General features: G+C 63.5%; 27 protein-coding genes, 1 tRNA gene and 2 pseudogenes. 18 read left to right on the top strand and 12 right to left on the bottom strand.

The features are described 5' to 3' along the window. The first annotated feature begins 83 nt into the window (after positions 1 to 83). Positions 84 to 1,715 carry a discoidin domain-containing protein gene (locus tag V7D81_RS06090; protein ID WP_324315245.1) on the top strand — a complete coding sequence of 544 codons (1,632 nt, stop codon included), beginning with the start codon at positions 84 to 86 and terminating at the stop codon, positions 1,713 to 1,715. Between the two features lie 3 nt (positions 1,716 to 1,718). Here the strand turns inward: V7D81_RS06090 and V7D81_RS06085 are convergent, their stop codons facing one another. Continuing rightward, positions 1,719 to 3,194, bottom strand: coding sequence for a hypothetical protein (locus tag V7D81_RS06085; RefSeq protein ID WP_324315244.1), 1,476 nt, complete (start codon positions 3,192 to 3,194; stop codon positions 1,719 to 1,721). A 233-nt stretch (positions 3,195 to 3,427) separates the two neighbouring features. On the opposite strand from V7D81_RS06085, the gene V7D81_RS06080 reads away from it, so the two are divergent. Further along, complete coding sequence (locus V7D81_RS06080; RefSeq protein ID WP_324315243.1) at positions 3,428 to 4,246, top strand: hypothetical protein; 819 nt, start codon at positions 3,428 to 3,430, stop codon at positions 4,244 to 4,246. 64 nt (positions 4,247 to 4,310) lie between these two features. Continuing rightward, on the top strand, positions 4,311 to 5,819 hold the full coding sequence (locus V7D81_RS06075; RefSeq protein WP_324315242.1) for a class I adenylate-forming enzyme family protein: 1,509 nt from the start codon (positions 4,311 to 4,313) through the stop codon (positions 5,817 to 5,819). A 3-nt stretch (positions 5,820 to 5,822) separates the two neighbouring features. Here V7D81_RS06075 and V7D81_RS06070 read toward each other — a convergent pair whose 3' ends face one another. Continuing rightward, on the bottom strand, positions 5,823 to 6,332 hold the full coding sequence (locus V7D81_RS06070; protein ID WP_324315241.1) for a hemerythrin domain-containing protein: 510 nt from the start codon (positions 6,330 to 6,332) through the stop codon (positions 5,823 to 5,825). Positions 6,333 to 6,665: 333 nt separating this feature from the next. On the opposite strand from V7D81_RS06070, the gene V7D81_RS06065 reads away from it, so the two are divergent. Beyond that, the gene (locus V7D81_RS06065; protein ID WP_324315240.1) at positions 6,666 to 7,703 is read left to right on the top strand and encodes a sugar phosphate nucleotidyltransferase; all 1,038 of its coding nucleotides are present in this window, start codon (positions 6,666 to 6,668) and stop codon (positions 7,701 to 7,703) included. Between the two features lie 409 nt (positions 7,704 to 8,112). On the opposite strand, the gene V7D81_RS06060 is transcribed toward V7D81_RS06065, so the two are convergent. From V7D81_RS06060 to V7D81_RS06040, 5 genes are all read right to left on the bottom strand, one after another. Then, a complete protein-coding gene (locus tag V7D81_RS06060) occupies positions 8,113 to 8,412 on the bottom strand; it encodes an addiction module antidote protein (RefSeq protein WP_324315239.1) in 300 nt (99 codons plus the stop codon). A gap of 447 nt (positions 8,413 to 8,859) precedes the next feature. Continuing rightward, complete coding sequence (locus V7D81_RS06055) at positions 8,860 to 10,383, bottom strand: parallel beta-helix domain-containing protein (protein ID WP_324315238.1); 1,524 nt, start codon at positions 10,381 to 10,383, stop codon at positions 8,860 to 8,862. 2 nt (positions 10,384 to 10,385) lie between these two features. Beyond that, positions 10,386 to 11,543 carry a cytochrome-c peroxidase gene (locus tag V7D81_RS06050; RefSeq protein ID WP_324315237.1) on the bottom strand — a complete coding sequence of 386 codons (1,158 nt, stop codon included), beginning with the start codon at positions 11,541 to 11,543 and terminating at the stop codon, positions 10,386 to 10,388. Beyond that, on the bottom strand, positions 11,540 to 12,151 hold the full coding sequence (locus V7D81_RS06045; protein ID WP_324315236.1) for a c-type cytochrome: 612 nt from the start codon (positions 12,149 to 12,151) through the stop codon (positions 11,540 to 11,542). Before V7D81_RS06045 ends, V7D81_RS06050 begins: the two co-directional genes overlap by 4 nt. 404 nt (positions 12,152 to 12,555) lie before the next feature. Beyond that, entirely contained in the window at positions 12,556 to 12,930 is a 375-nt protein-coding gene (locus tag V7D81_RS06040) for an AAA family ATPase (protein WP_324315235.1), read from the bottom strand. Positions 12,931 to 13,187: 257 nt separating this feature from the next. Between V7D81_RS06040 and V7D81_RS06035 the strand changes: the two genes are divergently transcribed. From V7D81_RS06035 to V7D81_RS06025, 3 genes are all read left to right on the top strand, one after another. Next, positions 13,188 to 13,439 carry a type II toxin-antitoxin system CcdA family antitoxin gene (locus V7D81_RS06035; protein ID WP_324315234.1) on the top strand — a complete coding sequence of 84 codons (252 nt, stop codon included), beginning with the start codon at positions 13,188 to 13,190 and terminating at the stop codon, positions 13,437 to 13,439. Next, a complete protein-coding gene (locus tag V7D81_RS06030; protein ID WP_324315233.1) occupies positions 13,439 to 13,756 on the top strand; it encodes a CcdB family protein in 318 nt (105 codons plus the stop codon). The genes V7D81_RS06035 and V7D81_RS06030 overlap by 1 nt, the downstream gene beginning before the upstream one ends. Before the next feature lie 328 nt (positions 13,757 to 14,084). Next, positions 14,085 to 14,753, top strand: a complete 669-nt coding sequence (locus V7D81_RS06025) for a hypothetical protein (protein ID WP_324315232.1) — start codon at positions 14,085 to 14,087, stop codon at positions 14,751 to 14,753. A gap of 44 nt (positions 14,754 to 14,797) precedes the next feature. Here the strand turns inward: V7D81_RS06025 and V7D81_RS06020 are convergent, their stop codons facing one another. The 3 genes from V7D81_RS06020 to V7D81_RS06010 are packed head-to-tail and all read right to left on the bottom strand — an operon-like array spanning position 14,798 to position 16,984. Next, positions 14,798 to 15,349, bottom strand: a complete 552-nt coding sequence (locus tag V7D81_RS06020; protein ID WP_324315231.1) for an EF-hand domain-containing protein — start codon at positions 15,347 to 15,349, stop codon at positions 14,798 to 14,800. Positions 15,350 to 15,400: 51 nt separating this feature from the next. Next, positions 15,401 to 16,159, bottom strand: a complete 759-nt coding sequence (locus V7D81_RS06015; protein WP_349257613.1) for an SDR family NAD(P)-dependent oxidoreductase — start codon at positions 16,157 to 16,159, stop codon at positions 15,401 to 15,403. Positions 16,160 to 16,207: 48 nt separating this feature from the next. Further along, positions 16,208 to 16,984 carry an SDR family oxidoreductase gene (locus V7D81_RS06010; protein ID WP_324315229.1) on the bottom strand — a complete coding sequence of 259 codons (777 nt, stop codon included), beginning with the start codon at positions 16,982 to 16,984 and terminating at the stop codon, positions 16,208 to 16,210. A gap of 163 nt (positions 16,985 to 17,147) precedes the next feature. On the opposite strand from V7D81_RS06010, the gene V7D81_RS06005 reads away from it, so the two are divergent. The 4 genes and pseudogenes from V7D81_RS06005 to V7D81_RS05990 all read left to right on the top strand — a co-directional run. After that, positions 17,148 to 18,059: an AraC family transcriptional regulator gene (locus V7D81_RS06005; RefSeq protein WP_324315228.1), complete on the top strand. Its 912-nt coding sequence runs from the start codon at positions 17,148 to 17,150 to the stop codon at positions 18,057 to 18,059. 114 nt (positions 18,060 to 18,173) lie between these two features. Further along, entirely contained in the window at positions 18,174 to 18,650 is a 477-nt protein-coding gene (locus tag V7D81_RS06000) for an Sbal_3080 family lipoprotein (RefSeq protein WP_324315227.1), read from the top strand. A gap of 294 nt (positions 18,651 to 18,944) precedes the next feature. Further along, a pseudogene (locus V7D81_RS05995) lies at positions 18,945 to 19,421 on the top strand (Fic family protein); the annotation flags it as partial. A 38-nt stretch (positions 19,422 to 19,459) separates the two neighbouring features. Then, a pseudogene (locus tag V7D81_RS05990) lies at positions 19,460 to 19,690 on the top strand (hypothetical protein); the annotation flags it as partial. A 71-nt stretch (positions 19,691 to 19,761) separates the two neighbouring features. On the opposite strand, the gene V7D81_RS05985 reads toward V7D81_RS05990, so the two are convergent. Further along, a complete protein-coding gene (locus tag V7D81_RS05985; RefSeq protein ID WP_324315224.1) occupies positions 19,762 to 20,553 on the bottom strand; it encodes an MBL fold metallo-hydrolase in 792 nt (263 codons plus the stop codon). 78 nt (positions 20,554 to 20,631) lie between these two features. On the opposite strand from V7D81_RS05985, the gene V7D81_RS05980 reads away from it, so the two are divergent. The 6 genes from V7D81_RS05980 (at position 20,632) to cgtA (ending at position 24,725) form a co-directional block, all read left to right on the top strand. Beyond that, on the top strand, positions 20,632 to 21,450 hold the full coding sequence (locus tag V7D81_RS05980; RefSeq protein ID WP_324315223.1) for an AraC family transcriptional regulator: 819 nt from the start codon (positions 20,632 to 20,634) through the stop codon (positions 21,448 to 21,450). A gap of 102 nt (positions 21,451 to 21,552) precedes the next feature. Next, positions 21,553 to 22,521, top strand: coding sequence for an octaprenyl diphosphate synthase (gene ispB / locus V7D81_RS05975; protein WP_324315222.1), 969 nt, complete (start codon positions 21,553 to 21,555; stop codon positions 22,519 to 22,521). Between the two features lie 37 nt (positions 22,522 to 22,558). Then, positions 22,559 to 22,635, top strand: a tRNA-Pro gene (locus V7D81_RS05970). A 247-nt stretch (positions 22,636 to 22,882) separates the two neighbouring features. Continuing rightward, positions 22,883 to 23,194, top strand: a complete 312-nt coding sequence (gene rplU / locus V7D81_RS05965; RefSeq protein ID WP_324315221.1) for a 50S ribosomal protein L21 — start codon at positions 22,883 to 22,885, stop codon at positions 23,192 to 23,194. A gap of 33 nt (positions 23,195 to 23,227) precedes the next feature. After that, a complete protein-coding gene (gene rpmA, locus V7D81_RS05960; protein WP_324315220.1) occupies positions 23,228 to 23,485 on the top strand; it encodes a 50S ribosomal protein L27 in 258 nt (85 codons plus the stop codon). A gap of 208 nt (positions 23,486 to 23,693) precedes the next feature. Further along, positions 23,694 to 24,725, top strand: coding sequence for an Obg family GTPase CgtA (gene cgtA / locus V7D81_RS05955; RefSeq protein WP_324315219.1), 1,032 nt, complete (start codon positions 23,694 to 23,696; stop codon positions 24,723 to 24,725). An 80-nt stretch (positions 24,726 to 24,805) separates the two neighbouring features. Here cgtA and rpsT read toward each other — a convergent pair whose 3' ends face one another. Beyond that, positions 24,806 to 25,075 carry a 30S ribosomal protein S20 gene (gene rpsT / locus V7D81_RS05950; protein WP_324315272.1) on the bottom strand — a complete coding sequence of 90 codons (270 nt, stop codon included), beginning with the start codon at positions 25,073 to 25,075 and terminating at the stop codon, positions 24,806 to 24,808. Positions 25,076 to 25,326: 251 nt separating this feature from the next. Here rpsT and murJ point away from each other — a divergent pair, with 251 nt between their 5' ends. Beyond that, positions 25,327 to 26,901 (top strand): murein biosynthesis integral membrane protein MurJ, encoded by a 1,575-nt coding sequence (murJ, locus tag V7D81_RS05945; RefSeq protein WP_324315218.1) that lies wholly within the window; start codon positions 25,327 to 25,329, stop codon positions 26,899 to 26,901. Positions 26,902 to 26,907 lie beyond the last annotated feature (6 nt).

Below are 26,907 nucleotides of genomic sequence, written 5' to 3'. Positions count from 1 at the left end.
GATCCGATCATCGCAGCCGGCGATCGTTGCTAGCTTCGTCGTCGCGGCCCGCATTTCCAGCCGCGTCGTAACGGAGCTTCTGCATGAGAGTGTCGGCATGGTTGCTCGGCCTGGTCGTCCTGACCGGCGCCGGCGGAGCGGGTGCGCAGGATCAGTTTGACGGCATGGGTTTCTACTTCGGCAATCCGACGCCGGAGGCGGTGCCGGTGTACGACTCGTTCGTTGCGAAAGTGAAGCAGCTGCCCAACTCGACGACCCTGTTCGTCGACTTCCGCCAGCCGATCTGGCTCGCGACGGCGACCGCGCATCAATGGAGCACCAGCGCACGCTGGTCGGCCAAGAATCTGGCGCTGCTCACGACCGCGGCCCATATGGATCGACGCGATGCACAGGGCCGCCCGGCCATCACGCCCATCCTCAGTGTGGGTCTCACGGACGAGCCGACCGCGTTCCAGCTCGATCTGCCGGCGGACGATCCGCAGCGCGGCAAGTACAGCGAGGCCGCGGCCGTGCGCATGATGAAGGACATTGCGAACGGCAAGTACGACGGCGGCACGTATCGCGTATGGCCCGCGATCCTCGATGCGTATCGCGACAACGGCTTCCACAAGGTCTATCTGCGCATCGGCTGGGAACAGAACGGCGACTGGTATGGCTGGCGGGCGCGCAGCACGGCGAGTCGCGATGCGTACGTCGCGGCGTGGAAACACGTTGCGAACCTCGCACACAACTACGCGGCCGCCAACGGCATGACGATCCAGACCGTGTGGAGTCCGTCTGCATCGTTCGCGAACTTCGGACTGAGCGAAGAAAGCACGTATCCCGGCGATGCCTATGTCGACATCATCGCGCCCACGGCCTACAGCAGCATCTGGAATGCCACGCGCAATGCCGATCGCACGGCCTGGTACGACTGGACCACGAAACAGAACGTCACGCTGGAACAGTGGTATGCCAATGCGGCCAATCGCAAACACAGCTGGGATTATCCCGCGTCCGATTACTGGAATCCGACGCGTGGCTGGGGCATGTCCTCGGCCATCGCATTCGCGATGTCGAGGAACAAGCCCTTCGGTCTTTCCGAGACCGGCACCGGCAATGCAGGCATGGTCACGCAGGGCGGCGGCCCCGCGGATGAGGGCGACTATCCGCTGTATCTCGCGGAGCGTCTTGCCGGCGCCGCGTCACAGGGATTGAAGGTGGAGTTCGTCGATGTCTGGGCGGTGGCCACCGGCAGCGACGGCAGGAATTTTCTCGGCGGCGCGCGACCGAAGGAGGCGCAGGCCTGGAAGGAGTTTGGCCCGATCATGGCCGCGGCGGCAGCGAAGAAGAACATTGCGTTGAAAAAAACCATTACGGCCAGTTCGACCTATAACTCGACACTGGCCGTCACGAACATCAACGACGGCAAGACCGCGACGCGCTGGAGCAGCAAGGACAGCACGCCGACGCAGTGGGTGCGCGTGGATCTCGGGCAGCGCTACACGTTGTCGCGGATACGGCTGACCTGGGATGCCGGCTACGCGTCGAGCTACAGGATCCAGATCTCCGACAACGGCAGTACCTGGTCGGATATCTACGCCACCACGACCGGCAACGGCGGCACGGATGATCTGGTCGGACTGACCGGATTGGCGCGTCATGTGCGTATCCTGTGTACCGCGCGTCAGGGCAGCTGGACGTATTCGTTGCGTGAGATGGAAATCTATCCGTAGGGTTCAGAGCTGGTCCGCCACCGTGGCATCCGCCGCTTCGCGCCACTGCCCGTCCCAGTCCTCCGCCGCAAACCGGTTCGTCGACGGAAAGCCCGGCGGCCGCTGGCGCTCGAAGCGGCTGTCGTATTCGATGCGCATGGCGTAGCGCGGCTCGCTCGCCGACACGCTGCCGGCCGTGAGACTGCCGAGGATTCGCAGCGTCGCCGGCCGGCCGAGGTCGATGTCGCGCACCACGAAGCGTCGTCCGGCGAACAGCGCGCCGTGGATTTCGATGTCGCCCGGGCCGGTGACGTGCGGCGCGGCGACTTCGATGTAGCGGTCGCTGACGAGGCCGAGATAGTCGGTCGAGTCCGGCGTCCGGCGCGGATCGTGTGCGTACGTCAGGTTGCTTTCGATGACGATTCCCTGCGGCGAATACACCAGCACGCGGCCCGACACCACGCCCTGCACGTACAGTCGCGCGCCGTGCACGGCGATGAAGTACACCGGCTGCAGCGTCGGTTGGTTCACGTAGCCCGGCGCGTCGGTGTTGCGATCGCGCCAGGAATAACTGCCGTCGGCAAAGAAGCGGATGCGCGTGTCGTTGCCGAGTTCGTGGATCCGCGGCTTTTCGTCGGGCGGTGCCCAGTCGAAGGGCTGCAGTTGTTCCGGCAGTTCGATACGGCCGGCGCGCGTTTCGATGCCGCCGCGAAAAATGTCCGACTCGCGGCGGCGGCCGCTGGCCTCGGTGCTGAAGCTGCTCGCCGCCGTCGTCACCTTGCCGAGGAAGACGGGCACGGTACGGCGGTCGTATTGCAGATTGAACCGCGAGTTCACGTGGAAGCGGCCGATGATTTCATCGTCGTGCAGCTGCACCATCGGGTCCCAGCGATCGATCATCTGGGTGTAGTGCGAGAAGGCGAGGCGCTTGAGCCGGATCTGCGTCTTGAATTGCCGGCCGCCGCTCTCGGCGCTGACGTCGGCGATGACGTGATCGAAGTCGATGCCGCTGCTCGCGGGTTGCAGCGCCAGCGCGGCGTGATACAGCCTGCCTTCCTGTTCCCAGCTGATCTGCGCCGCCGGTGCGTGGGTCAGTTGTTCGGCCAGGCGTGCCAGGTTCTTGATGAGCGCGGCTTTCTCCGCCTCCGCGGAGAGGAAGGTCGCAGGCGTTGCGATGGCGATCGCCGTGGATTCGTCCTCCGTCGATGTGTCCGACTCGACCGGCGCTGCGGCGCTGAGTGCGGAGGAATCGAGCGTTTCGGCAGGGACTTCGACCGCCGCGGGCGGCTGACTCCCGGTTGCCGGCAGCGGCTCGACCGGCTGGAGCTCGGGCGTGTCGGGCATTCGAGGCGGCGTGTCGCTGCCGTCCTGCCGTTTCGCCTGTGGAGATTCGAGCAGCAGCAGCTGAGTGAGGGATGTCTCGCCTTCGTGGAGCCCGTCGAAGCGGCCGCTGGTCGACAGCAGCACCAGAAAAAGACCGAGATGGAGGAGGGCGGTCACTGCTCCCGCCAGGATCCGTCGAGAATTTTGCGGCCCGAATCGCATGGATTGCGTCATCGGAGATCCCCACACTCGCCGGCCAAGCGTAATCCCGGCGAGGCCGGAACGGTACTGGTTTGTGCCGCCGGTCGAGCACGAACAGCCGATGCACGGCGGCGGCGCCGCGACCCACTTGTGCCCGCCGGCCGGCGGGGGAGAATGGGGACATTCGTCTGCATAGTCCGGAGACCGCCATGATGGATCGTCTGCGACGCACGGCCGTCCTGTTGACTTGTTTCCTCATGAGTGGCGGCGTACTGGGCGCCGAAGAGCCGCCGGCCGGGAAACCGGCGGTGACCGGCGGCGAGTCCGCCCCGGTAGAAGCGGTCTACAAACTGCATCAGGTGGGCTTTCACTATCGCAGCGATGTCGCGGTCTACGCCTGCGATGCGCTGAAGGGCCGTGTGGCGGGCATCCTGCGCGCCATGGGCGCGCGCGATGACGTCGAGGTGCGGGTCGACAACTGCTTTGCGTCCATGATGTCTGCGGAGCCGGTGGCGAATCCCTTTCCGCCCGACCCGACCGATCCGTGGCGCAACCGGCGTTCCAGCACGCTGACGGGTCAGACGGAGAACCGCGGGCAGATGGTCGGCGTGCGTGTCAACGTGATGTGGCCGACGGAAGTCACGCCGCAGATCCTCGCCGAGATGAAGAAGGATGCGTCACGGCGCGATCTCATCTCGCGCGTGACCGGCAATCCGGCCGCGAGGCTCAACGATCCCGTCGTGTTTCCGGCGGCGCGGCAGCAGTTCACGCTGTCGCGCAAGACCATCGGCATCGAAGCCATCGAGTGCGAACTGCTCGAGCAGATGTCGACGGGCCTGTTCCGAAAACTGGGCGTGCGCGTCATCAGCCGCAGCGTAATGTGCGACCGCGACGGCCGTTCGCACCTTCCGCCGCAGATGACGGTCGAGACGCTGGTGCCGCTGGCGATCGGGGCCACGCAATTGCCGTCGATGGAAGATGCAGGGGATGCCGATCCGGCGGCAGCGGAGACGCCGTCATCGCCCTGACGCTCCCCCCTGCCTGAAAACAGTCAGGCTGAAGCCTGACCCACAGGAAGAATCAGAGGTGAAGATGGCGGCGAAGTCCGACGAAGCAGTCACGAGCGACCTCCGGCAGCTGACCGTACGTGCGCTCGCCCGCAATGCATCGCTGCCGGCAATCGAGTACGACCGTCGCTGGTTTCCCTGGGGCGAGCTGCGTCGCGTCGCCGAACAGGTGAATCGCCTGCTGGACGCGAGCGGCGTCGCCGGCCGCACGCCCATCGCCTTCGTACCGCGCAATCGTCCCTCGGCGATTGCCGCCCTGCTTGGTCTCGTCGCCGCCGGCCGTTCCATCCGCATGCTCTATGCATTCCAGTCGGCAACCGCACTGGCTCGCGATGTGGCGCGCATCCGGCCGGCCGTGCTGATCGGCGCAGTCGAGGATTTCTCCGACGAACTGCGGGTCGCGTTGCGCGCGCAAGGCAGCGCGGCCATCGCCTTGCAGGAAATGGCGGCGACGGCGGTCGCAGGTTTCGAGCGCACGGCGCGGCCGGACGATCCGCAGGCGCCGCTGCAGTCCCAGATCGAAATCCTCACCAGCGGCACGACCGGCCCGCCGAAGCAGTTCGCCGTCAGCTACGACCTGGTCGCGCAGCACCTGGTCGGCCGCACCGTGATGCAGTCCGGCGCCGATGCCGATCTGTCGCAGACGCCGCCCACGCTGTTCTTCATGCCGCTCGGCAACATCTCGGGCATCTATTCCACGCTGCCGACGTTGCTGAAGGGGCAACGCGCCGTGCTGATCGAACGGTTCAATGTGCCGGCCTGGCACGATCACGTGTTGCGCTTCCGCCCGGCGGTGAGCGGCCTGCCGCCTGCGGGCGTGCAGATGGTGCTGGATGCGGACATTCCGCGCGAAGACCTGTCGAGCATCCGGGTCATCGGCACCGGTGCCGCGCCGCTCGATCCGACCGTGCATCGCGCGTTCGAGGAGCGTTACGGCATTCCCATCCTGCTGTCGTACGGCGCGACCGAGTTCGGCGGCCCGGTCACGGCGATGACGGCGGATCTGCATGCGCAGTGGGGCGCGCAGAAACTCGGCAGCGTCGGGCGTCCCTTGCCCGGCGCGCAGTTGCGCGTGAAAGACCCCGACACCGATGAAGTGCTGCCGCTGGGCAGGGAAGGGATTCTCGAAGTGATCTCGCCGCGCATCGGGCCGCACTGGATCCGCACCGCCGACATCGCGCTGATCGACGAGGACGGATTCATGTTCCATCGCGGCCGCGCCGACGGCGCCATCATGCGCGGCGGTTTCAAGCTGCTGCCCGAAACCATCGAGCGCGCCCTGCTGCTGCACGACGCCATTGCCGCAGCCGCCGTCGTCGGCATCGACGATCGACGGCTCGGACAGGTGCCGGCGACCGTGATCGAGTGCAGGCCCGGCGTCGTTCCGCCCGCCATTGCCGAACTCGAAGCCCACCTGCGCGATCAGGTGCTGGCGACGCACATTCCTGTGCACTGGCGCTTCGTCGACGCGCTGCCCAGGACGCCTTCGTTCAAGATCGATCGCCCGGCGCTGCGCGCGCTGTTCGAGACGTGAACATCAGGCCGCCTGCGACGCTCCCATCAGTTCATTCTTGCGCGCCGCCATCTGTTCGCCCAGTTCCACCAGGTCGAGGCTCGAACCGCGGGCTTCGGCGAACATGCCGCCGCGCTGTTCCTCTTCCTTCACGTGATGTTTGATCATTTCGGAAAGAACGCTGATCTTGGCGTCGAAGTAGTCATCTGACGGACTCGACTGCTCGATCTCGGCGATGAGCTTCCTGGCGCCGTCGTGCTCGACGATGGCTTCGTGGTGCAGATCCTTGTCTTCGGTTGCCTCGTAGAACGCGGGATAGAAGATTTCCTCCTCGATCCGGGTATGCACGCGCAATGCCTGGCAGATGTTGTTCACCAGCATCTGCTTGCGATCGGCGCTGCGCGCCTTCTCGAATTGCCCGAACCATTCCTCGACCTGACGATGGTCGGCCTTGAGCAGCGCAATCGCATCTTTCGGCGTCGCTGCGCCGCGGCGGCTGCTGCTTCTGGATTTTTTCGCGGTACGGATAGCCATGTGAACTCCTGCGATGAATGAAACAGAACACGACCGCTACTAAAGCCACTGTCTCCGCGACGGGTTCCTTGCGGGGCATCGCAGAGCGATGCGCGGACGTCGCTCGACGGGTCCTGCGCGATCTGCACGCGCGAGGTCACACGGCGGTCATATGCAGTTGCTGCAATGCGCGTCGATCGACGTTGCGGTGAGGGTGCGGCGAAAGCGGATTGCAGTGCGCCCGCGCTTGGCTTACTCCTGTCGCCGATCCGGAACTCGCTCGTGTCGCCGTGCATTGGAGCCGGCTCGGCGGTGGTGTTCCTGTGCTGCGAGTGACCCAAGGCGGGGCCAACGATGAAACCCGATACCTCCTCGATCGCATCGGCACGCAATGCTTCTTTCCGGCGTCCCAGGCCGTGGGCCCTGGTGCTGGCCGGCGGCGAGGGCACGAGACTGCGTCAGCTCACTACCGACGCCTCCGGTACCGCGGTGCCGAAGCAGTATTGTTCGCTGACCGGCGGCAATACATTGCTCGATGCAGCGCTTTCGCGTGCGCGCCAGATCGCCGGCGCAAGTCGTACCTGCAGCGTCGTCTCCGAGACGCATCGTCGCTGGTGGCAGCCGGTCCTCGGCGCCGAAGTGCCGCAGAACGTCATCGTTCAGCCGCGCGGCCGCGGTACGGGCATCGGCATTCTCTTTTCTGCGCTGCACATCGCCGCGCGCGATCCCGATGCATTGCTGGTGGTGCTGCCGGCCGATCACTACGTCGCATCGGAAGATGTGCTGCGCGATTCGATGCTGGGCGCACTGGGCCGGCTGGCTGCGGGCCCCGACGAACCGATCCTGCTGGGCCTCGAGCCTTCCAGCCCCGACAGCGAACTCGGCTACGTCGTGCCGGGCACCGCTGCGGACGAGACCGGAATGCAGCGCGTCGGCCGCTTCGTCGAAAAGCCCGACGCCCTGATTGCACAGGACATCATGAATCGCGGTGCGCTCTGGAACCTGTTCATCCTGGCCGCATCGGTCCGCTCGCTGGTCAGGCTCTTCATGCAGCGCTTTGCCGTTACGGCCCTGGAAATGCAGGCGATCGTGAGCGCTGCGCTGCACGCCCAGCCGGCACATTCGGCATGGGCTGCGATCGTCGAGATGTACGAGCGGCTGCCGCAGATCGATTTTTCTCGGGACATCCTGCAGCAGCAGCCGCAGGCCTTGCGCGTGATGCGCGTGCCGGAGTGCGGCTGGAGCGATCTGGGAACGCCGGCGCGGGTGGCTGCGACGCTGCAGCGGTTGCCGCCGGTTGCGGAAACGCGGCAAAGCGATGCCGTGATCAACCTGGCATTGCAGCACGCGAAGTTCGAAGGACACGCCGCAGCGCGGGCGCAGTTGATGTAGGACGCAGGTTCGTCAGGGCGCGTGGTCGAAGAGGCTCGTAACTCCAAGCCATAGCCTCTCGTCTGATCCCCTCCTCCGCGTAGCGGGGGAGGGTTAGGGTGGGGGCCTCAACGCAAACTGCGCTGCCCGGTTTGACACCCCCGTTACCTGTCCTTCTCCCCTCGCTGGGGGATCTCCGGCTCGCTTCGCGCGCCTCCTCCCCGCTGCGCGGAGGAAGGGACGCACTATTCGATCTCACCTCAAGCGTTCAGTGCCTGCTCCTTACTGCGCCGCCAGGAAAACAGACGGGACCAATTTATTTCCGCCTCTGTAACGCGGTGCATCGACGCAAACTGACTCGGACGAAACGCACCACAGCCCAACTCCCTGCAACATCATTGAGTGCCATCGAAACCGCCAGACATATTGCTCAAGCCACCTTGGTGGCCAGCTTCAGTCCCAACGCCTTCACGACCTTGAGCACGGTAGCCAGGCTCGGGTTGCCCTCTGCGGACAGCGCCTTGTACAACCCCTCGCGCGAAATGCCTGTGTCCCTGGCGAGTTGTGCCATACCGCGCGCACGTGCAATGTCCCGCAACGCAGCCGCGATGTATGCGGCATCGTCATCTGCCTCCTCGATGCAGGCATCCAGGTACGCTGCCATGTCCTCATCGCTATCGAGGTAGTCGGCAACGTCGTAACGCGAGAACTTCTGTTTCTTCCGCGCCATTGCTTCAATCGCTCCAGTCTGCTGCGATCTCGATCGCCCGCTTGATATCCGCATCCTGCGTTCGCTGTAAACCACGGTTTACGAACAGGCTGGCGGCTGGAGTCCTTCAGTTGTGGCGATTTTCTGGGCGATTCAGCGAGAAAATCGGGAAGAACTACTACATTGAATCGATCGGCAGACGGGAAGCTGATCCCAAGTCCTGCCATCCAGCAGAGGCTCGACTGGATCTGCACCATGATGCGGTGAACCGGGCAGGAATACGTGGTCGACGTTGGGTAGCGTCCCGCGATAGTGCTCCACGCGGCCCGGTTTGAGCGGCGCCGGCCGGGCGTCGGGATAGACATCGATCAGCTTCACGATCCAGTCGCAGGACGTCGGAACTTTCGGGCGAACCGCTTTGCCGCGCACTGCGGACCATTGCAAAGCGCTGCTGAGCGTCGTCTCGACTCAGTTGGTCACTTGCAACATGTACGTCGCCACGGCGATGCGCGTCTCGGGATCGAGATAATCCTGCGGCGGCATTTCTGGATAGTCATCGCGCTTCCTGGTGGGCGTGGCGATGTAGTCGGCGAGACCCTGCGGGTTGTCCATGTACAGCGCCTGGATTACCTGCACAGGCGGGCCGATCATGCGGCCGTTGTAGGTATGACAGCCGGTGCAGATGCCGAGGTAGACGACCTTGCCGCGTTCGCCCGGTTTGATCTCGCGCGGCGGCACCGGCGGCAGCAGGTAATTCACGGTGGCCGCGGTGTTGGTGAAGTCGCACTCGGCGAAGTCGCTCACGCCTGCGGTCACGTACTGATGGCGATTGATGATGCAGCTTCCCGGGCTCGGGCCGACCCGCACGATATCGAGGTTCCTGGCGCCGACCTTGCCGTCGGCGAGCAGCAGCGCCTTGGCCTCGGTGATCGTGTCGTAGCCGTTCCTCAGCATCACGTTGTCGAGGATCTTCACCCGATCCGAGTTCGGATCCGATTCGGGATCGGCCGTGATGTTCGAGGCATGGGCGTGATCCGTGATGATGATGCCGGACACTTTGTTGTCGGAGATGATGTTGCCTTCGATGACGACATCGTCGGCCGCCATCACCAGGATGCCGGTGCCGGCGGGAATACCGGAAACGGTCGAACCCGGCGCGCCGAAGTTCGGATGGTTGTTGCCGACCACGAAGTTGTTGCGGAAGATCACGTCGACCGTGTCCTTGATCGGCAGCCCCGGCGTGACGAACGCGAGCAGGCCGCCCGAGTTGTTGTGCACGTAGTTGTTCTCGACGATGGCGTGGCGGCTGTTCTCGATCTCGATGCCGGCGACGCTGTCGAATACCTCGTTGTGCGCGACCAGGATGTTGTCGCTCATGCCGATGTAGATCGCCGCATCGGCGATGCCCGAAACGACGTTGTGCTCGACGATGCCGTTCTGTCCGAGTTGCGGAAAGACGCCGTAGACGCCGGACTCCGCGATCACGTTGTTGCGGATCTCGAAGTTGTTGCCGGCCTGTCCCATGATCCCGTTGCCCTTGTAATTGCGGATCTCGAGGTTCTCGGCGACGAAGTTGTTGCCCGAGTAGAGGATGGCGTCGTTGAGCTTCTTCTCGCCGTCGAGCACTGCGCGGCGACCCTCTTCGATGACGCCGATGATGCGGATGTCGTCTTTGTCGACGTACACGGTCTCGTGATACGTGCCCGGCATGACGTGGACGATCGTTCCCGGCGCCGCCGCCTTGATCGCCGCCTGGATCGACTCGCCGTCCTTCACGACCACGACGTTCGTCGGCGCCGGGCCTGCGACCGAATGGATGACGCCTGCGGGTCCGGAGACGGCATCGCCTTCCGCCTTGAAGCCGCCGCGGTAACTCGCGCCGCCGGCGGACGAGCTGATCTTCAGGTCCTGCTTGCCGTTGCGACCGAAGAACAGGCCGGCGCCGAAGGCCAGCACCGCGACGAGCAATCCCAGGATGAGGCCCTTCTTCATCTTCATTCTCCTCGCTTGGTGAGCGTCAAGCCGGAAGGAACCCGCGCCGGCGTTTGCGGCAGGAAGGCTTCATCCGTCAGGGCGCCGAGAAAATCAGCGATCCGGTCGACCTCGGTCTCCGTGAGCTGCGGATCGGAGATGTGCCAGTGCAGATAAAGATGCATGTCCCCGGGCACGGCGTGGCCGCGCCCCTTGTTGTAGAAGGCGACGGCGCTGCGCAGATCGGGGAATGCACCGGAGTGCGAGTAGGGCGCAGTGCGCGCGATGTTGCGCAGCGTGGGGACTTTGAATCCGCCCTTGAGCTTCGGGCTGTTCAAGATGGTCTCCGCGCCCACGTCGAATGGCTGACCGGCAGGTTCAGGCATGCCGATCACGGCGATCTGTTCGTTGGTGAACAGGGGCGGCGTATGGCACTCGGAACAGCGCGCGACGAACGAGCGGAATACGTTCAGGCCTTCGATCTCGCGATCGGAGAGCGCGGCGTCGTAGCCGTGCACGTAGCGGTCGTAGCGGCTGTTGAGCGATATGAGTGAAGTCTGGAAAGCGGCGAGTGCCGAGTAGACCTGTTGTTCGACGATCGCGCCGCGACGATTCGGGAAGGCCTGGGTGAACAGACGGCGATAGGTCGCGTTGCCGTTCAGGCTCGTAAGCAGTTGCACCGGCGTGTTGCCCATTTCCCTCGGTGAGTAGAGCGGACCGGGAGCCTGCGCTTCGAGCGAGTCGGCGCGTGCGTCCCAGAAGAAGCGCTTCAGGAAGGCCACGTTCCACAAGGTCGGCGCAGCGCGGCCCGCATCTTCGCCGTGAATGCCGATCGAGCGCGGACGTCCGTCGGACAATCCACGCGCAGGATCATGGCAGCTCGCGCACGCGAGAGTGCCATCGCCCGACAGCAGCGGATCGAAGAATAGATAGCGACCGAGATCGATCTGTTGCGGCGTGAAGCCGTCGCGATGCGGCGGCAGGGCCGTGCGCGTGCCGCCGAGGCCGCGATTCTCGAGCGAATCGTAGAACTGGTACAGCGTGCGCAGTTCGCACACGCCAGCGCGGGTTTTCTCGAATCCCGGCGGGCAATGGGTATTGAGCGTGAAGTCGGTCGGTGCCGGCCCGGTTGCGCCAGCGGTCCCCATGGCCGCGACGAGCAACACGAGCGCGCGAATCATTTCGGCCGGCCCTGTTGATGAATGAACGCGATGATGTCGTCGAGATCGCGTTCGGTCTGCAGCGTCTTCGCCATCATTGCCATCTGTCGGCCCGGCGTGTCCTGCGGGTCCGTGCCGCGCGCGCCGTCGCGGAAGTGCACGAATTGCCGCTTGATGTAGTCGGCATCGAGACCCGCGAGGCGCGGCGATTTCAGTGCCGGATTGCCTTCGGCCGCGCCGCCGTGGCAGGCGCCGCAGGTGCCGTTGTAAAGGTTCCTGCCGTTGTGAAGATTGCCGCGCGCGGGTGTCGCGGTGACTGTCTTCGGCAGCTTCGCCGCGAAGCTGGCGACCGCTGTGACGGCGGCATCGTCGGCGAGCGTCGTCACGGCCGCCTGCATCTGCGCGCCGAATACATCAGATCCGTGCACACCGCGCCGGCGATTGCGGAAGTTGTGCAACTGGCGCTCGAGATAGGCCGCCTCCTGACCGGCGATGGCGGGCGCATGGAGCGCCGCGTTGCCCTCGCCCTTGCTGCCGTGGCACGCGACGCACGGCGCGAACAGGGTTGCATTATCGGCGGCGAGCGAGGCCGGGCTGCACATCGCCCACGGGACGCCGATCAATGACACAAGCGCGATTTTTCGTGAGAGGGTGACGTGCCTGTTCGATGGCCGCACTGCCGTCGTCTCCGCAGAGACTGCGTCTGAAAATCGGACTGGGCTTGCAAGCATCGGAAGAAAGAGGCGCTGTTGTTTGTTGTCGATTGCTGCCGCGCTGCGTTGATACCCGACGCATCGCCGGACTGCAATCAGGGGGAGGGATGATGTTGCTTTCAGATCGAGAAATTCTCAACCGACGGTCGTATCGGCATGGTTAGTGTCGTGAGACTGTCGGGCAGTCGGTCCGTGACGCCCGGTTGTCGGGTCAACCTGAAGACATTCGTCTGCAAGTAGCCAGAAGCCGTCCGCATATTCAATAAGACCTGACCGACATGCCGACGATCCCGGGCTTGCGTCAGGGCACTCGCTGTCCGCTACTCTTCGTTTTCGCTTTCACTGCGAAACAGATGCCGGTGATACCGCTCGGGCGCATTCAGGAAATCGCGCGTGAGCCTGAAATGCTCCGTATTGCGATAATCCACCTTCCGCAGTTCGCCTTCCTCGATGCTCAGTACCGTTGCGCCGGGCAGGGTGAGCAGGATCGGCGAATGCGTTGCAATGACGAACTGAGCCACCTTCATCTGCGCCAGATGATGGAGGATGCTGAGGAAAGTCAGTTGCCGGCCCGGCGAAAGCGCCGCCTCCGGTTCGTCGAGCAGATACACGCCGTCTTCGATGCGGTTCTCGAACAGCGCAAGGAATGCTTCGCCATGGCGATTGCGCGTGCAGCGGCTTGCCGCCGTATGCAAGGAAGGTACTGCCGACTTCTTCAAGATAGGTGGCAAAGTTGAAGTTCGATCCTGTCTTCCTGCAGCGTGACCCGCGTGAGGAAGGGACTGCCGGGGGATCTGTGGGGAGCGCGGGTTTTGCGGCTTTTGGACATGCGGGAGGGGTCAAGGAGAGTGGAGGGGTCGGGTGATTCAGGGCAAGGCTGCGCGGTCTCTTCCACACGGTTGATGCGCATGAATGATGCGCATATGCTGTGCGCATCACGCGGAGTTTGTACATGCGATCTTCCACCAGTCGTAACCGTAAAGCGCCCAGACAGGCCACCAATCTGAGCATCAATCGGGATCTCTTGAATGCCGCCAGGGAGTCCGGGGTCAATCTCTCGGCGGTGCTTGAAGAAGCACTGGAAGAAAAGGTTGCGGCCGCCAGGCGGGAGAAGTGGATCCGGGAGAATGCCGAGGCCATCGAACGCTACAACGATCTTGTCGGTGAGCAAGGGGTGTTTTCGGACGATCGTCGGAGTTTCTGATGGCTCAGTTTTCTGTTCACAAGAACAAGAATCCAAAGACGCGATCCGCGTACCCGTATCTGGTCGATATTCAATCGGATCTTCTCAGCGGGCTCAGTACACGGGTCGTGGTGCCATTGATCAAGCATGCGGCGCTGCTGAAGAAGCCGGTCAGGAATCTGATGCCTGTCGTCGAAGTCGATGGACAGCCATTTCTGTTGTTGGTGCCGCAGTTGGCGGGGATTGCCACCAGTGAGTTGGGACCGGCGGTAGGGACGATCGCAGAGAGACGGACAGAAGTAGTTGCTGCGCTGGATTTCTTGATTACTGGAATTTGAGATCTGGGCGCGTGAGGCTGCCGATAGAGAGATTGTGAAAAGCGAAGTGCTGCTAGCGGGAGTCTCAGCAGGAAGAGCAGTTCAGTGCCGAGAGTGCCGAACCTGTCGCAGCCGTGCACGCTGCTTCTGACTCAGTTGTCAGTTGATGGAGGGTGTGTTGCAGTTGCAGGCAGCTTGGCTGGCGTGGGCGAGAACGCTAGCCAGCAAGGAAAGGATCGATGTGCGGAGATAATGACGGGTCTCGCAACAGAATGGACGCAGGAACCGCTCAAAAGCGTTCAGGCTGATTCCGCCGATCGAAGATGAGAAGGCGACGCTCGCTGTCTGAATGAACGTCTTCCTGGCGGAGGATCGAGCAATGACTGCGCATTTCGTCAATCGACAGTACTTCGACGATTCACCCGTGCATGGCGCACCCGCTGCGAACCAGCCGAAACGCGTTCGGCAGCAGACCTATCTCGATGCGCGTGGTTTTGATGCCATGGGATATCGCGTCGGCGGCATCGTGAAGCCCGCCGAAGTCGACCTGCCCGCGGGGACGATACTGTTCCGTCTCTACGGAGATAAGGCTCAATGGGACGGTCGTTGGTGGGTCACTCCGTTCGAACTCTCGCAGATCATCGATCATTTCGGGCATCACGATGTCCGGGCAGGCAGAAGGGACGGCAAGGGAATGCTGCACGCGTCGCTTGCAGTGCTTGCGCAGGAGTGGCGCAATTCGATGCGTCACTTCTGTGTCGTCGAACTGGCCGGTGCTTTCAAGGCATTCTACGGAGAGGGCGATCATGCCCTTCTCGGATCGGAGCATGGAAGGAAGGTGGCTCTCTTGCGCGATCAGCGTACGGGTACACAGAAGGCGGCCCGGCAGTTGTTTCTGCCGGGCCTTCGGGACTTCACCGCTGACGTGACGGTGCACGTACAGCGTGGCATGACCGATTCAGCACTCGCATCGAATCTGCGGCGCTTTCGACGCGCGCCGCTCTACTTCGAAGTCTGAGGCGCGTGCTTTCGACACGAATGTCGAGGCAGCAAGCCGCGAGCTCAATCCGCGTCGCGAGCGCTCATCCTGTCCATGTCCACCTCCATCTCGTCGGCCTTCAGATAGCCGTCGCTGTTGGTGTCCAGCGCGTTGAACATCGCCTGTGAGCCGTCGGCGTATTCCTTCGCACTCAGTACGCCGTCCTTGTTGCGATCGAAGCTCTTGATCTTGTCGGCAGCCGACATCGGCTTTTTGGCCCAGGCGATGCGTTCTGCGCCATGACTTGCGTTGATTTCTGCGGCAGTGATCCTGCCGTCGCCATCGGCGTCCATCGCCTCGAAACGCTTCTGCGCGTTGGCTGCGTGATCGGAGGCGCTGATCTGGCCATGGGCGCCGCCTTCCGCATCGATGTGCGCCACTTTGTCCTGGCATCCGGGTCCGCCGCCTGCCAGGGCAGGGGACGAGATGCCGAATGCTGCGATGGCGCAAAGTGCCGCTGTGTAAAGACCGCGTTCAGAACGAGTGTTCATCACGAATCCCTCCTCGAATGTGAGAGCAGCAGACCGGATGGCGGGGTCAGGCGCACAGTCCCACACTTGCGGTCGCTGTGCCATTGGCGACAACCGAAAAGCAACCGTGGCTACGGCGCGGATCCCGGTGGAGGCTCAAAGGAACATCCCGCCCGACGCTTCGATGCGCTGGCCGTTGATCCAGCCGCCTTCGTCCGAGAGCAACAAGGCGACAGCGCCGCCGATGTCATCCGGCAGTCCGACGCGGCCGAGTGCGGTGTTGCCGGCGAGGAAGGCGTTGACCTGCTCGTTGTCGCGTACGGTGCCGCCGCCGAAGTCGGTTTCGATGGCGCCCGGTGCGAGGATGTTGACGGCAATGCGGCGCTCGCCCAGTTCCTTCGCCATGTAGCGGGTCAACACCTCCATGCCGCCTTTCATCGCGGCATACGCGGCGTGGCCGGGCAGGGCGAAGCGGGTCAGGCCCGATGAGATGTTGAGCACGCGACCGCCGTCGCGCAGCAGCGGCAGCAGTTTCTGGCTCAGGAAGAACGGCCCCTTGAGATGGATGTTCACGAGCTGATCGAACTGCGCGGCATCGGTCTGCATGAAGGGCGCATGGATGCCGATGCCGGCGTTGTTGACCAGGAAGTCGAAGTTCGTGCGCTTCCAGGTGTCTGCAAGCGCCGTCTTCACCGAAGCCGCGAATGCATCGAACGTCGCGCTATCCGCTACGTCGAGCTGCAGCGCAACAGCCTTGCGCCCCTTGCGTGCAATGTCCCTGACGACTTCGTCCGCTTCTGACTGGCCGCTGCGGAACGTCAGGATGATGTCGATGCCCTTGTCCGCCAGGTGCAGCGCCATGCTTCTGCCCAGGCCGCGGCTGCCGCCGGTGATGAGTGCGATGCTCATGTGGATTCTCCTCGCGATGGATGTCGTGCAAGCGATGACGAGTGGTTCTCAGGTTCAGAACGCGTGCCCGGCGCTGCGCACCGAGCGGATGATCATTTCGCTGACGTCGACATCGGCCGGCTGCGAGATGGCATAGAGCACGGCGCGCGCGATCGCATCCGCAGACAGCGCAACGCTGCGCAGTTGCCCGACGGAGGCGGCGGTGCCGTTGTCGGTGATGTCGTGGCCCAGTTCGGATTCGGTCACGCCGGGAGAGATCAGGGTCACGCGGAGGGTGTTCATTTCCTGACGCAGTCCCTCGGTGATCGCGCGCACTGCGTACTTGCTGGCGCAGTACACGCCCAAGTTCGCTCCTACGGCATGCGCGCCGGTGGAGGCCGTGTTGATGATGTGGCCGCTGCCTTGCGCTTCCATGATGGGCAGGGTGGCGGCGATGCCGTTCAGCACGCCCTTGATATTGATGTCGATGATCCTGTCCCACTCGTCCGTCTTCAGGGCGCTCATGGGCGACACCGGCATGACACCGGCGTTGTTGAAGATGACGTCGACCCGACCGAACTTCTCCTGTGCGAAGGCGACGAATGCCTTCACGTCGTCGCGATTGGCGACATCGAGGCGCCGGTGCTCGGCGATGCCGCCGTGCTCGCGGATGTCGGCAACGATCTTCTGCAGGCGGTCGGTGCGACGCGCGCCCATGACGACTTTCGCGCCATTGGCGGCCAGCAAGCGGGCCGTGGCTTCGCCGATGCCGCCGCTGGCGCCGGTGATGAGGACGACGCGGTTTGCCACCGAGCCGTTGACGGAATCATTGATTGAATGAACGTTCGACATGGTGTTCTCCCGTAGCGTTCGAGGTGTAGTCGCGATGGGAGAGAGTCTGCTGCCGCGGGCCGCGAGCCCGGATGCCGAGAGCTCCGGCGTTCTTGCCTATTCCTCCAGATTCCCGGAGCAGCCATTGAACGCTGCTTGGAGACGGAGGTATGGTCGGTCCGAAATGAACGCTGAAATCAATACGGTAGAGGATCGCCAGCGGCTCGAACTCGCGGCCCTGATCGAGAAATTCTCTAGCGGCGACGGCATTCACGCCACTGCGATCGACGGGCTGCGCTGCATCAGGCTTTCGGTGCCCAACATGCAGCTGCCCGCGGTGTATTCCCCGTCGCTGTGCGTGATCGTGCAGGGAAGCAAGCAGGTGTTGCTGGAGGATGAGATCTATCGTTACGCGCCGCCGCAGTTCCTCGCCGTCTCGGTGGACCTGCCCCTGCTGGGCCAGGTGATCGAGGCCAGCACGCAGCGGCCGTACCTGTGCCTGCAGATCGAGATCGATCCGCGCCGGATCGGCGAGCTGATTGCACAGTCCGGCGATGCGAACTGGTCGCAGGGCGAGACGACGCGCGGTCTGTTCGTCGGTGCGGTGGATAGTGCGACGCTGGAAGCCGTGCTGAGGTTGACGCGGCTGCTGCAAACGCCGAAAGACATTCCGATGCTCGCGCCGATGATGCTGCGCGAGATCCACTACCGCCTGTTGAGCGGCGAGTACGGACCGTCCATCGCGCAGATCGCGATTGCCGGCAGCAGCACGCAGAAGATCGGCCAGATCATCCGCAGGATCAAAGCCAATCTGATGCAGCCGATGCGTGTCGACGAACTGGCCGCGCTGGCGAACATGAGCCCGTCATCCTTTCATCAGCATTTCAAGGCCGTCACCGCCATGAGTCCGCTGCAGTACCAGAAGCGACTGCGCCTGACCGAAGCCCGACAGATACTGTTGTCCGGGGACGTGGATGCGGCCAGCGCCGCCTATCGAGTGGGGTACGAGAGCGCATCGCAGTTCAGCCGCGAATACGCGCGCATGTTCGGCGCGCCGCCGATGCGCGATATCGCGGGGATTCGGGGCGCGCTGTAATGCGTTCTGCGATCCCCATCACGATTCACCGGCGCGCTTTTGTCTATGTCGTCACGGCAGCGCTGCGTTCGGGAACTACACTGCCCGTCAATTCAGAATACGAAAGGACTTGCAGTGACAACCCGCTCATTCGCCAAGCACATCGCACAGACAGTTTCGATCCTCGGCTGCGCGGCACTCGCCGGTTGCACTGCCGTGCAGGTGAAGCCGGTCGATCCTGCGGCGCAGATGCTTCATGTCTGCATTCAGGAGAATCCGAAGGTCACGATCGACGACTTCGTTCCGGTGTTGCGGGAAGGCTTCGATCGTCACGCCATCTCGACGGAAGTATTCAGCGGCACGCGTCCGGATCGCTGTGAATACATCCTCACCTACACCGCACGCCGTTCATGGGATATGGCGACCTATCTGTCGCAGGCCGCGCTGCGGATCGAGAAGGATGGTCGCATCGTTGCGTCCGCGGACTACCACCTGCGTGGCAAGGGTGGGCTCTCCTTGATGAAGTGGCAGGGCACCAAGGCGAAGATGGATCCCGTCATCGATGAGCTGCTGAGCGGAGCACCGTCGAGTGCGAGGGTTGCGGCGAAGTAGCGAACTCAGAATTTCGCAGCGAACCCGAAGGAATAGATCCGCGGCGCGCAGCAATTCTCCCGCTACCCGACGACGCCCGGTCTGAAAAGCTCCCGGTATCAGATCGCGTGATCTTCATCGGCGACTTTGCCTGCGTTCTTTCCGCAGGGCTGAATCGTGCGACTGTTCCGGGGCTCGGTGGCGGCTGGTTTGGGCGGGCATGGCTCATGTCCACGCCATCGACACATCGATAAAACATGTCGATAAAACTTGAAAATATCGACATATGCAAGCCTATCGAAAATATCGTCACCACTGGATCTGCCAGTCCTGTATCTATCACGCGCCATCATTCGATCGAAGGCTGATTACTATCGGCTCCTCCTTGGTGTGACCACTCATCAACGCTGGGAAGAATGGATTCTCTATATGCTGCAGGCCGTCGCCCAGACGGCGACCTGGACCACTGCCAAGGTCAAGGCGATCCAGCAACGGCAGCTGCGTGCCACCGAATACGTGCGCAATAACGCGCCCAAGATCTATAGTCGCGAACTCGTAGAAATCATCTTCACGCAGCCGTACTGCCGCATCCAGAACCTGGTCGAGTCCGGCATCGCCAAACGCCAGACCGCCTCCGTCTATCTCAAGACGCTCGAATCCATCGGCGTCCTGAAAGAGATCAAGGTCGGCCGCGAGAAGCTGTTCATCCATCCGAACTTCGTACGCCTGCTGACCAGCGACGATCATCCCGTGCCGCCGTACAGCGTCACGCCGACCCTCATCAACGTTTGAATCGAAAGCCACGGCTCAGATCGACAACGCAAAGCTCAAGCGGCTCGACTTCTTCGCACGCCGATGCGCCGCGCGGGATGGAGTTCCTGTACAGCCTCAACCGGCTGAACGTTGCGACATCGCGTGCGGGATGCATCTGCGTGCTGGCAGGCTCGCCGCAGTTGTTTGAGCCGGAATGCCGGACACCGTGGCAGATGGAGATGGCCAATGCGTTCTGTCGGTACCTTGAGCTGGCGCAGGTGGTGTCGTGCGCCGCGCCGATCTCCTAGGAGGTCGTGCTCGTGGCTGATCAAGCCGGCAGACAAGTCGATCAGAAAAATCGTACGGAGCATGCATGGCTTCAAGCCGCGGCGAGCGACGCCAGTGCCTCTTCGAATGCGGGTTGATCGGGTCCGATGAACGGCGCCGCGTTGCGCGCTGCGACCAGTGCATCTGCGAATGTCTCCGTCATGCCGAAAGCCGGTGGCAGGTGACTGCTCAGGACGGCTCTGGGCTGCATTCGGCGCAGATCATCGAGTGCGCCCGCAAGCCAGGTGTCGCTGGTGTGTCGCAACCATGGCGAATCGATGGTCGTCCACAATGTCTGGCCTTCGCGCAATGCGTCCGGTGCGATGGCGGCGGCATCCTCCGCTGGTTGATTCAGGATGGCGCCGAAGCAGTCCGAGCTGAAGAACATGTGCGACTTGCCGTCGTAGACGCCCATCGTTTCCGGCGCGTCGTAGGTCGGCGGTGCAACGGCAAACAGCGTTCGATCGCCTGCGTCGATGCTCTGGCCGGGATTCAGCAGATGAACCCGTTCCAGCGGAGGAGGGCCCACCAGACCGAGTTTCCCCAGTCCGAGGAAATTGGTCACCACCTTGGCGCGTGGCGCCTCATCGAGCAGTCGGCGCAGGCTGCCGACGTGATCCTGGTCGATGTGCGTCAGCCAGATCCAGCGCAGGTCGCGTGGATCGATGACCGACCGCAGCGCATTCATGAACTCGTCGGTGTCCGCAGGCAGGCCGGTGTCGATGAGCACGGGTGCCGTGGACTTCACAACATAGGCGTTGGCGGGCAGAAGCCCCAGTCCGGGAATCTGAACGTAGGACGGCAGCACCGATACGGCGCCGGAAATGTGCAGTGGTTTTTCCACGGGCGTCTCCTTGGATGAGGGTACTCGTGGCGCGCAACGTAGCCCGGGGGCGATCTGCGCGATGGCTATAATCGGTCAATGGATATCGCCAAGCTGCCAATCGCCAAACCGGTCGATCACGGCCGTGTCGATGATCCGCAGCGGCCGATTCTGACGATGTCCTATCGGCTGGGTCCGGGCCGGACGCCAACGCACCGGCATTCGCGTGCACATCTTTTCTATTGCGCCGAGGGAGTGTTTCGGCTCGTCCGCGAAGAGGCCACGTGGCTGGTGCCGCCCAGCCAGGCGGTGTGGATTCCCTCCGAAGCCGAACACTGTGCGTATGCGACGCAGCCGGTCGTGCTGCTGTCCCTGTTCGTCGATGCTTCCGCAACGCAGGGACTGCCGGACGACTGCCGGGTCGTTCACGTATCGCCGCTGCTGCGCGAGCTGATCTTCGAGGCGGTGGATGTCGGAAACGCATACGCGGCTGCCGGTTCGGCGGCGCGTCTGATGCAGGTCATCGTGGATGAGTTGCATGGTCTGGAGGCGGCGCCGTTGAATCTGCCGCTCGCGAGCGACAAGCGCGTCCGGCAGTTGTGCGAGTCGTTGATCAGGAACCCCGCGGACGAGCGTGGCCTGGAGGCGTGGGCGCCGCAGGTCGGAGCGAGCGCACGCACGCTGGCCCGATTGTTCGTGAGCGAAACCGGATTGACCTTCGCCGAGTGGCGCCGGCAGATGCGTCTGCTCGAAGCGATCGACCGGCTCGGTAAAGGGCAGACGGTCACGCGCGTCGCGCTGGATCTCGGTTACGAAAGTCCCAGTGCCTTCATCGCGATGTTCCGGCGCACGCTCGGTGCCTCGCCCGGGAAGTACTTTCGGAATGCGGAGCCGGCCAGCGAAGGCGAAGGTCCGTAGGCGGAGTCCGCCGTCGAGCGGCGCTGTCGCGAGCGGCCAACTCGCCAGTCGCCCCCTCCCTTCGGCTACCATTCGCCGCCGTCATTATTTCCTCGTGGTTACATGAGCTTCGAGTCTGTAAAGCAACTGGTTGCGGGCGATCTGAAAGAGGTCGATCGCGTCATTCGGGATCGCCTTGCCAGCGATGTCGTCCTGGTGAATCAGGTGGCGGAATACATCGTCGGCAGCGGCGGCAAGCGTCTGCGGCCGCTGGTCGTGGTGGTCGCCGCTCGCGCCTGTGGCCTTACGGATCAAAAGCATACGCAGGCGGCGGCCATCATCGAGTTCATCCACACGGCCACGCTGCTGCATGACGACGTGGTCGACCATTCGGCCCAGCGCCGCGGTCAGGACACCGCGAACTCGCTCTGGGGCAATGAAGCCAGCGTCCTGGTCGGCGACTATGTCTATTCCCGTTCCTTCGAAATGATGGTCGACCTCGGCAGCATGCGGATCATGGATGTCATGGCCCGTGCGACCAATCGCATCGCCGAAGGTGAAGTCCTGCAGCTGATGAACGCCCACGATCCGGACACGACGGAGGAGCGCTACTTCGAAGTCATCCATCGCAAGACGGCGCAATTGTTCGAAGCCGGTTCGCAGGTCGCCGCCATCCTGGCCGGCAGTTCCCCGGCCATCGAGGACGCCATGAAGCGCTACGGCAGACACCTCGGTACGGCGTTCCAGCTCGTCGACGACGCGCTCGATTACCGCGCCGACCGGGATGCCCTGGGCAAGAATCTCGGCGACGACCTTGCGGAAGGCAAGCCCACGCTTCCTCTTATATATGCGATGAAACACGGTACCGACGCCGAGCGCGCCATGATCCGCAACAGCATCGAAAACGGCCTCGCCGAGAACCTGCCGCAGATCACCGCTGCAATTGAATCGACGGGGGGGCTTGCGTACACTGCGCGCCTCGCGCGGCAGGAGGCCTCCCTCGCCATCGAGGCGCTCGCGGTATTGCCCGATTCGCAATACAAGCAAGCCCTGCGCGAACTGGCAGATTTCTCCGTCGAGCGTACTTACTGATCCCGACACGCCGACCGGTCCGCCATTCTCTCCGCTTCGGGGTGTAGCTCAGCCTGGTAGAGCGCTACGTTCGGGACGTATAGGTCGCAGGTTCAAATCCTGTCACCCCGACCAAAAAGCAAGTAATTACAGCGAGTTGCCATTCGACAGGCGGTGCGTGTCGAAGGCGGTGGCGAGACAAGGGATGTTCGGGCCGTGCGGGGTCCTGCGCCGGCTGGCTCCCACCTAAGTGATTGGCTGAAATGCCGGATTTCTTCCGGTCCGTGTGATCGGCAGCAGTTGCCAGAGACCGCTTCCCTCCGTACACTTCGCGGCCTTTTCTCGCCCGGGCTTCCTGGGCAAGTCCGGAGTTTTCGAGATCATGTACGCCGTAATTGCCACGGGTGGTAAGCAGTATCGCGTTGCCGAAGGTTCGGTGGTGCGCGTGGAGAAGCTGGAAGCCGAAGCCGGTGCGAACGTCGAGTTCGACCAGGTGCTGCTGGTGGGCGAAGGCGAGAACGTCAAGGTCGGCACACCGTTCCTGAGCGGCGGCAAGGTCGTCGCCACGGTGCAGAGCCACGGCCGCGACGACAAGAAGACGATCGTGAAATTCCGCCGGCGCAAGCACTACCTGCGCCAGGGCACGCATCGTCAGTCCTACACCGAAGTGAAGATCACCAGCATCGTCGCCTGAGCGACGGTCTGACCCCATCGAGAGAGTTCAGTCATGGCACATAAAAAGGCAGGCGGCAGTACCAAGAACGGTCGCGATTCCGAGTCGAAGCGCCTCGGTCTCAAGAAGTTCGGCGGTCAGCACGTGATCGCGGGCAACATCATCGTCCGTCAGCGCGGCACGGTTTATCGTGCTGGCGACAATGTCGGCACCGGCACGGACTACACGCTGTTTGCCACGGCCGAAGGCCGCGTGCACTTCCGCAAGAAGGGCGTGCAGCAGCACACCTACGTGAGCGTGGTGACCGAGTAAGTCGCGCGCGATCAGAGTTTGCAGAAAGCCCCGGCTCGTCCGGGGCTTTTTGTTGGTGGGGCGGCGAAAGAGTCGTGCGATCTGCTTCTTTCTGTAGGTCAGGCTTCAGCCTGACTCTGCAGAAGCCGGCTAAAGCCGGCCCCACGGGAAGAGCGCGTCCGGTTCTCGCCAGTTAGCCAGTAGTCAGTTCACCAGTTAGCCTTCACCCATGCGTTTCGTCGACGAAGCCACGATCAAAGTCAGCGCCGGCCATGGCGGCCGCGGCGCCGTGAGCTTTCGTCGCGAGAAGTTCATTCCGTTCGGCGGTCCGGATGGGGGCGACGGCGGCAAGGGCGCGGACGTCTACATGGAAGGCGTCGAGGGCATCAACACGCTCGCCGATTTCCGCTTCAACCGGGCATTCCGCGGCGCGCATGGCACGGCCGGCAGCGGCAACGACTGCACGGGAGCCGGCGGAGAGGATCTGGTCGTGCCCGTTCCGGTCGGTACCGTGATCGTCGATATCGAGACCGAGGAGCAGCTCGGTGACATCACCGCGGTCGGGCAGCGGCTGCTGGTCGCCAAGGGCGGCAAGGGCGGCTGGGGCAATGCCCGGTTCAAGACGAGCACGAACCGCACTCCGCGCAAGGCGATGCCGGGACTCGAAGGCGAAAAGCGCGAGTTGCGCCTGGAACTCAAGGTGATGGCGGACGTCGGGTTGCTTGGGCTGCCGAATGCCGGAAAATCGACGCTGATCCGCGCCGTTTCCGCTGCGAAGCCGAAAGTTGCCGACTATCCGTTCACGACGCTGCATCCCAATCTCGGCGTGGTACGCGTTGGCGAGCACCGAAGCTTCGTGATGGCGGACATTCCCGGCCTGATCGAGGGAGCCGCCGACGGTGCGGGTCTGGGCATCCAGTTCCTCAAGCATCTGCAGCGCACCCGGGTGCTGCTGCACCTGGTGGACATCCTCCCGCCCGATCCGGACGTGGATCCGGTCAAAGATGCCCGCGCGATCGCGGCAGAACTCAAGAAGTTCAGCGCCGATCTGGCCAAGAAAGAGCGCTGGCTGGTTCTGAACAAAGTCGACCTGATGCCGGCCGATGAGGCCGACAAGCGCTGCAAGGACATCGTGCGGCGCCTGCGCTGGAAGGGGCCGGTGTTCCGGATCTCGGGGCTGTCGAAGCAGGGTACCGATGCGCTGTGTCAGGCGTTGATGGTGCGTATCGAAGCGCTGGCGGCGGACGCTGCTGCCGAATGAAATCAACGGGTTGACGCGCCGAGCGGACAATAAAAAAGCCGGGTCGAGCCCGGCTTTTTCATTTGACCGAAGAGCGCGGCTTACTCGGCCGCCATTTCCTTCACGCGGGCATTCAGCGCGCTCTTGTGCCGCGATGCCTTGTTGCGATGGATGATGCCCTTGTTGACCATCGAATCGATGATCGGCGCGGCCGCCTTCAGCTTGGCAGCGGCAGTGGCCTTGTCGCCCGATTCCACGGCGTTGACGACGCCCTTGATGGCGGTACGCAGCTTCGAGCGGGCGGCCATGTTGCGGGCACGGCGCTTGATGGTCTGTTCGGCGCGCTTTTCAGCTGACTTGATATTGGCCACGGACGGTCGACTCGGGAAAAAAGAGGCGCGAATTCTGCCGATGTGACCCGGCCAAGGCAAGGGAAAAGTCGCCGATTCGCCCCGCAAGGCGAATCGGGGCAGGGATGAACCGGATTCGCCCGAGCCCCGCGTCTTTCCGCCGGTGGTTTGTCGCATCGGGCGGTTGAACTCGGGCCGTTCCGGACGGTTCGCCCCCTGTACCATTGCCGCCCCATGAATTTCGACCACGAATCCGCAAGGCGCCCTCACGCATGAGTCGCGCCTTTTTTCGCAGCACTGCGATCGTAGGGATGACCACGCTGCTGTCCCGCATTACCGGGCTGGTGCGGGACGTCGTCTACGCATCGATGATTCCGGCCGTCGCGCTCGAAGCGTTCGTGCTGGCCAACCAGATCCCGAACCTGCTGCGCCGGCTGTTTGCGGAAGGCGCGTTTTCGCAGGCGTTCGTGCCCGTGGTGGCCGAATACCGGGCGAAACGTTCGACCGACGAAGTGCGCGGGCTGGTGGATTCCGTCGCCGGCACGATGGGGCTGTTCCTGCTGGTGCTGTCGATCGTCGGCGTGGTGATCGCGCCGTTGATCGTGCTGATCTGTGCGCCGGGCTTTCGCGCCAAGGATGCGGGGCAGTTCGGGCTCGCAGTGGAGATGCTGCGCTGGACGTTCCCGTACCTGCTCTTCGTCTCGCTCACGGCGCTCGCCGGCGGGGTGCTGAACAGCTATCAGAAATTCGCGTTGCCCGCCTTCAGCTCGGTGCTGCTGAACGTCGTGATGATCGTGTTCGCGGCGTGGCTGTCGCCGTATTTCGAACAGCCGGTGATCGCACTCGCCGTGGGTGTGTTCGTCGGCGGCGTGGTGCAGTGCGCGCTGCTGTTTCCGCCGCTGATCCGCATGAAACTGCTGCGCCTGCCGCGCTGGAACCTGCAGCACGAAGCGGTGAAGCGCATCGCGAAGCTGATGGGCCCGGCGATTCTCGGCTCGTCGATGGGCCAGCTGAGCGTGATGATCAGCAGCGGCATCGCCTCGCTGCTCGCCGACGGCAGCATGACGTGGCTGTATTTCGCCGACCGGCTGGTCGAGTTTCCGCTCGGCGTCTTCAGCATTGCGCTCGCCACCGTGATCCTGCCGAGCCTGTCGGCGCAGCATGCAAAACAGTCGACGCGGGATTTCGCGATCACGCTCGACTGGGCCATTCGTCTGGTCTGCCTGATCGTCATTCCGGCCTCGGTGGCGCTGTTCGTGCTGGCCGGGCCGCTCACCGTGGCGATCTATCATCGTCGCGAGTTCACGGCGTTCGATGTCGAGATGACGCAGCTGGCGCTCATGGCGTTTTCGTTCGCGCTGCTGGGCTGGAGCCTGATCAAGGTGCTGGCGCCCGGCTACTACGCGCGCCAGGACACCAAGGGGCCCGTGAAAGTGGCCATGCGCGCGCTGGCCCTGACGATCGTGCTGAACCTGCTGGTGGTCGTGATCCTGTGGGGCACGGGGCGCCTGGGCGATCCGGGCATGCATGCGCTGCTGGCGCTCAGCAATGGCGTCGGCGCGATCTTCAATGCGGGCCAGCTGTATTTCGGGCTGATCCGCAGCGGCGCTCTGGTGCCGCAGCCGGGGCGGCGCAAATTTCTGCTGCAGGTCGTACTGGCGACGGCGGCGATGGCGCTGTTCCTGTGGTGGTTCGGTGGCGATGTGGCGCAGTGGCTGGCGGCGTCGACGACGCGCCGGATTACCTGGCTTGCCGCCATCGTCGCGGGCGGCGCGGCGGTCTATTTCGCTGCGCTGGCCGCGCTGGGCGTGCGGCCCGGGCAGTTCCGGCTGCAGACCGTGGATTGAACTTGT

It is taken from the genome of Povalibacter sp. (assembly GCF_036735925.1).
Classification (GTDB): Bacteria; Pseudomonadota; Gammaproteobacteria; order Steroidobacterales; family Steroidobacteraceae; genus Steroidobacter.
The sequence above is the reverse complement of the archived record's forward strand: the minus strand, read 5'-3'. Positions and strand labels throughout refer to the sequence as shown.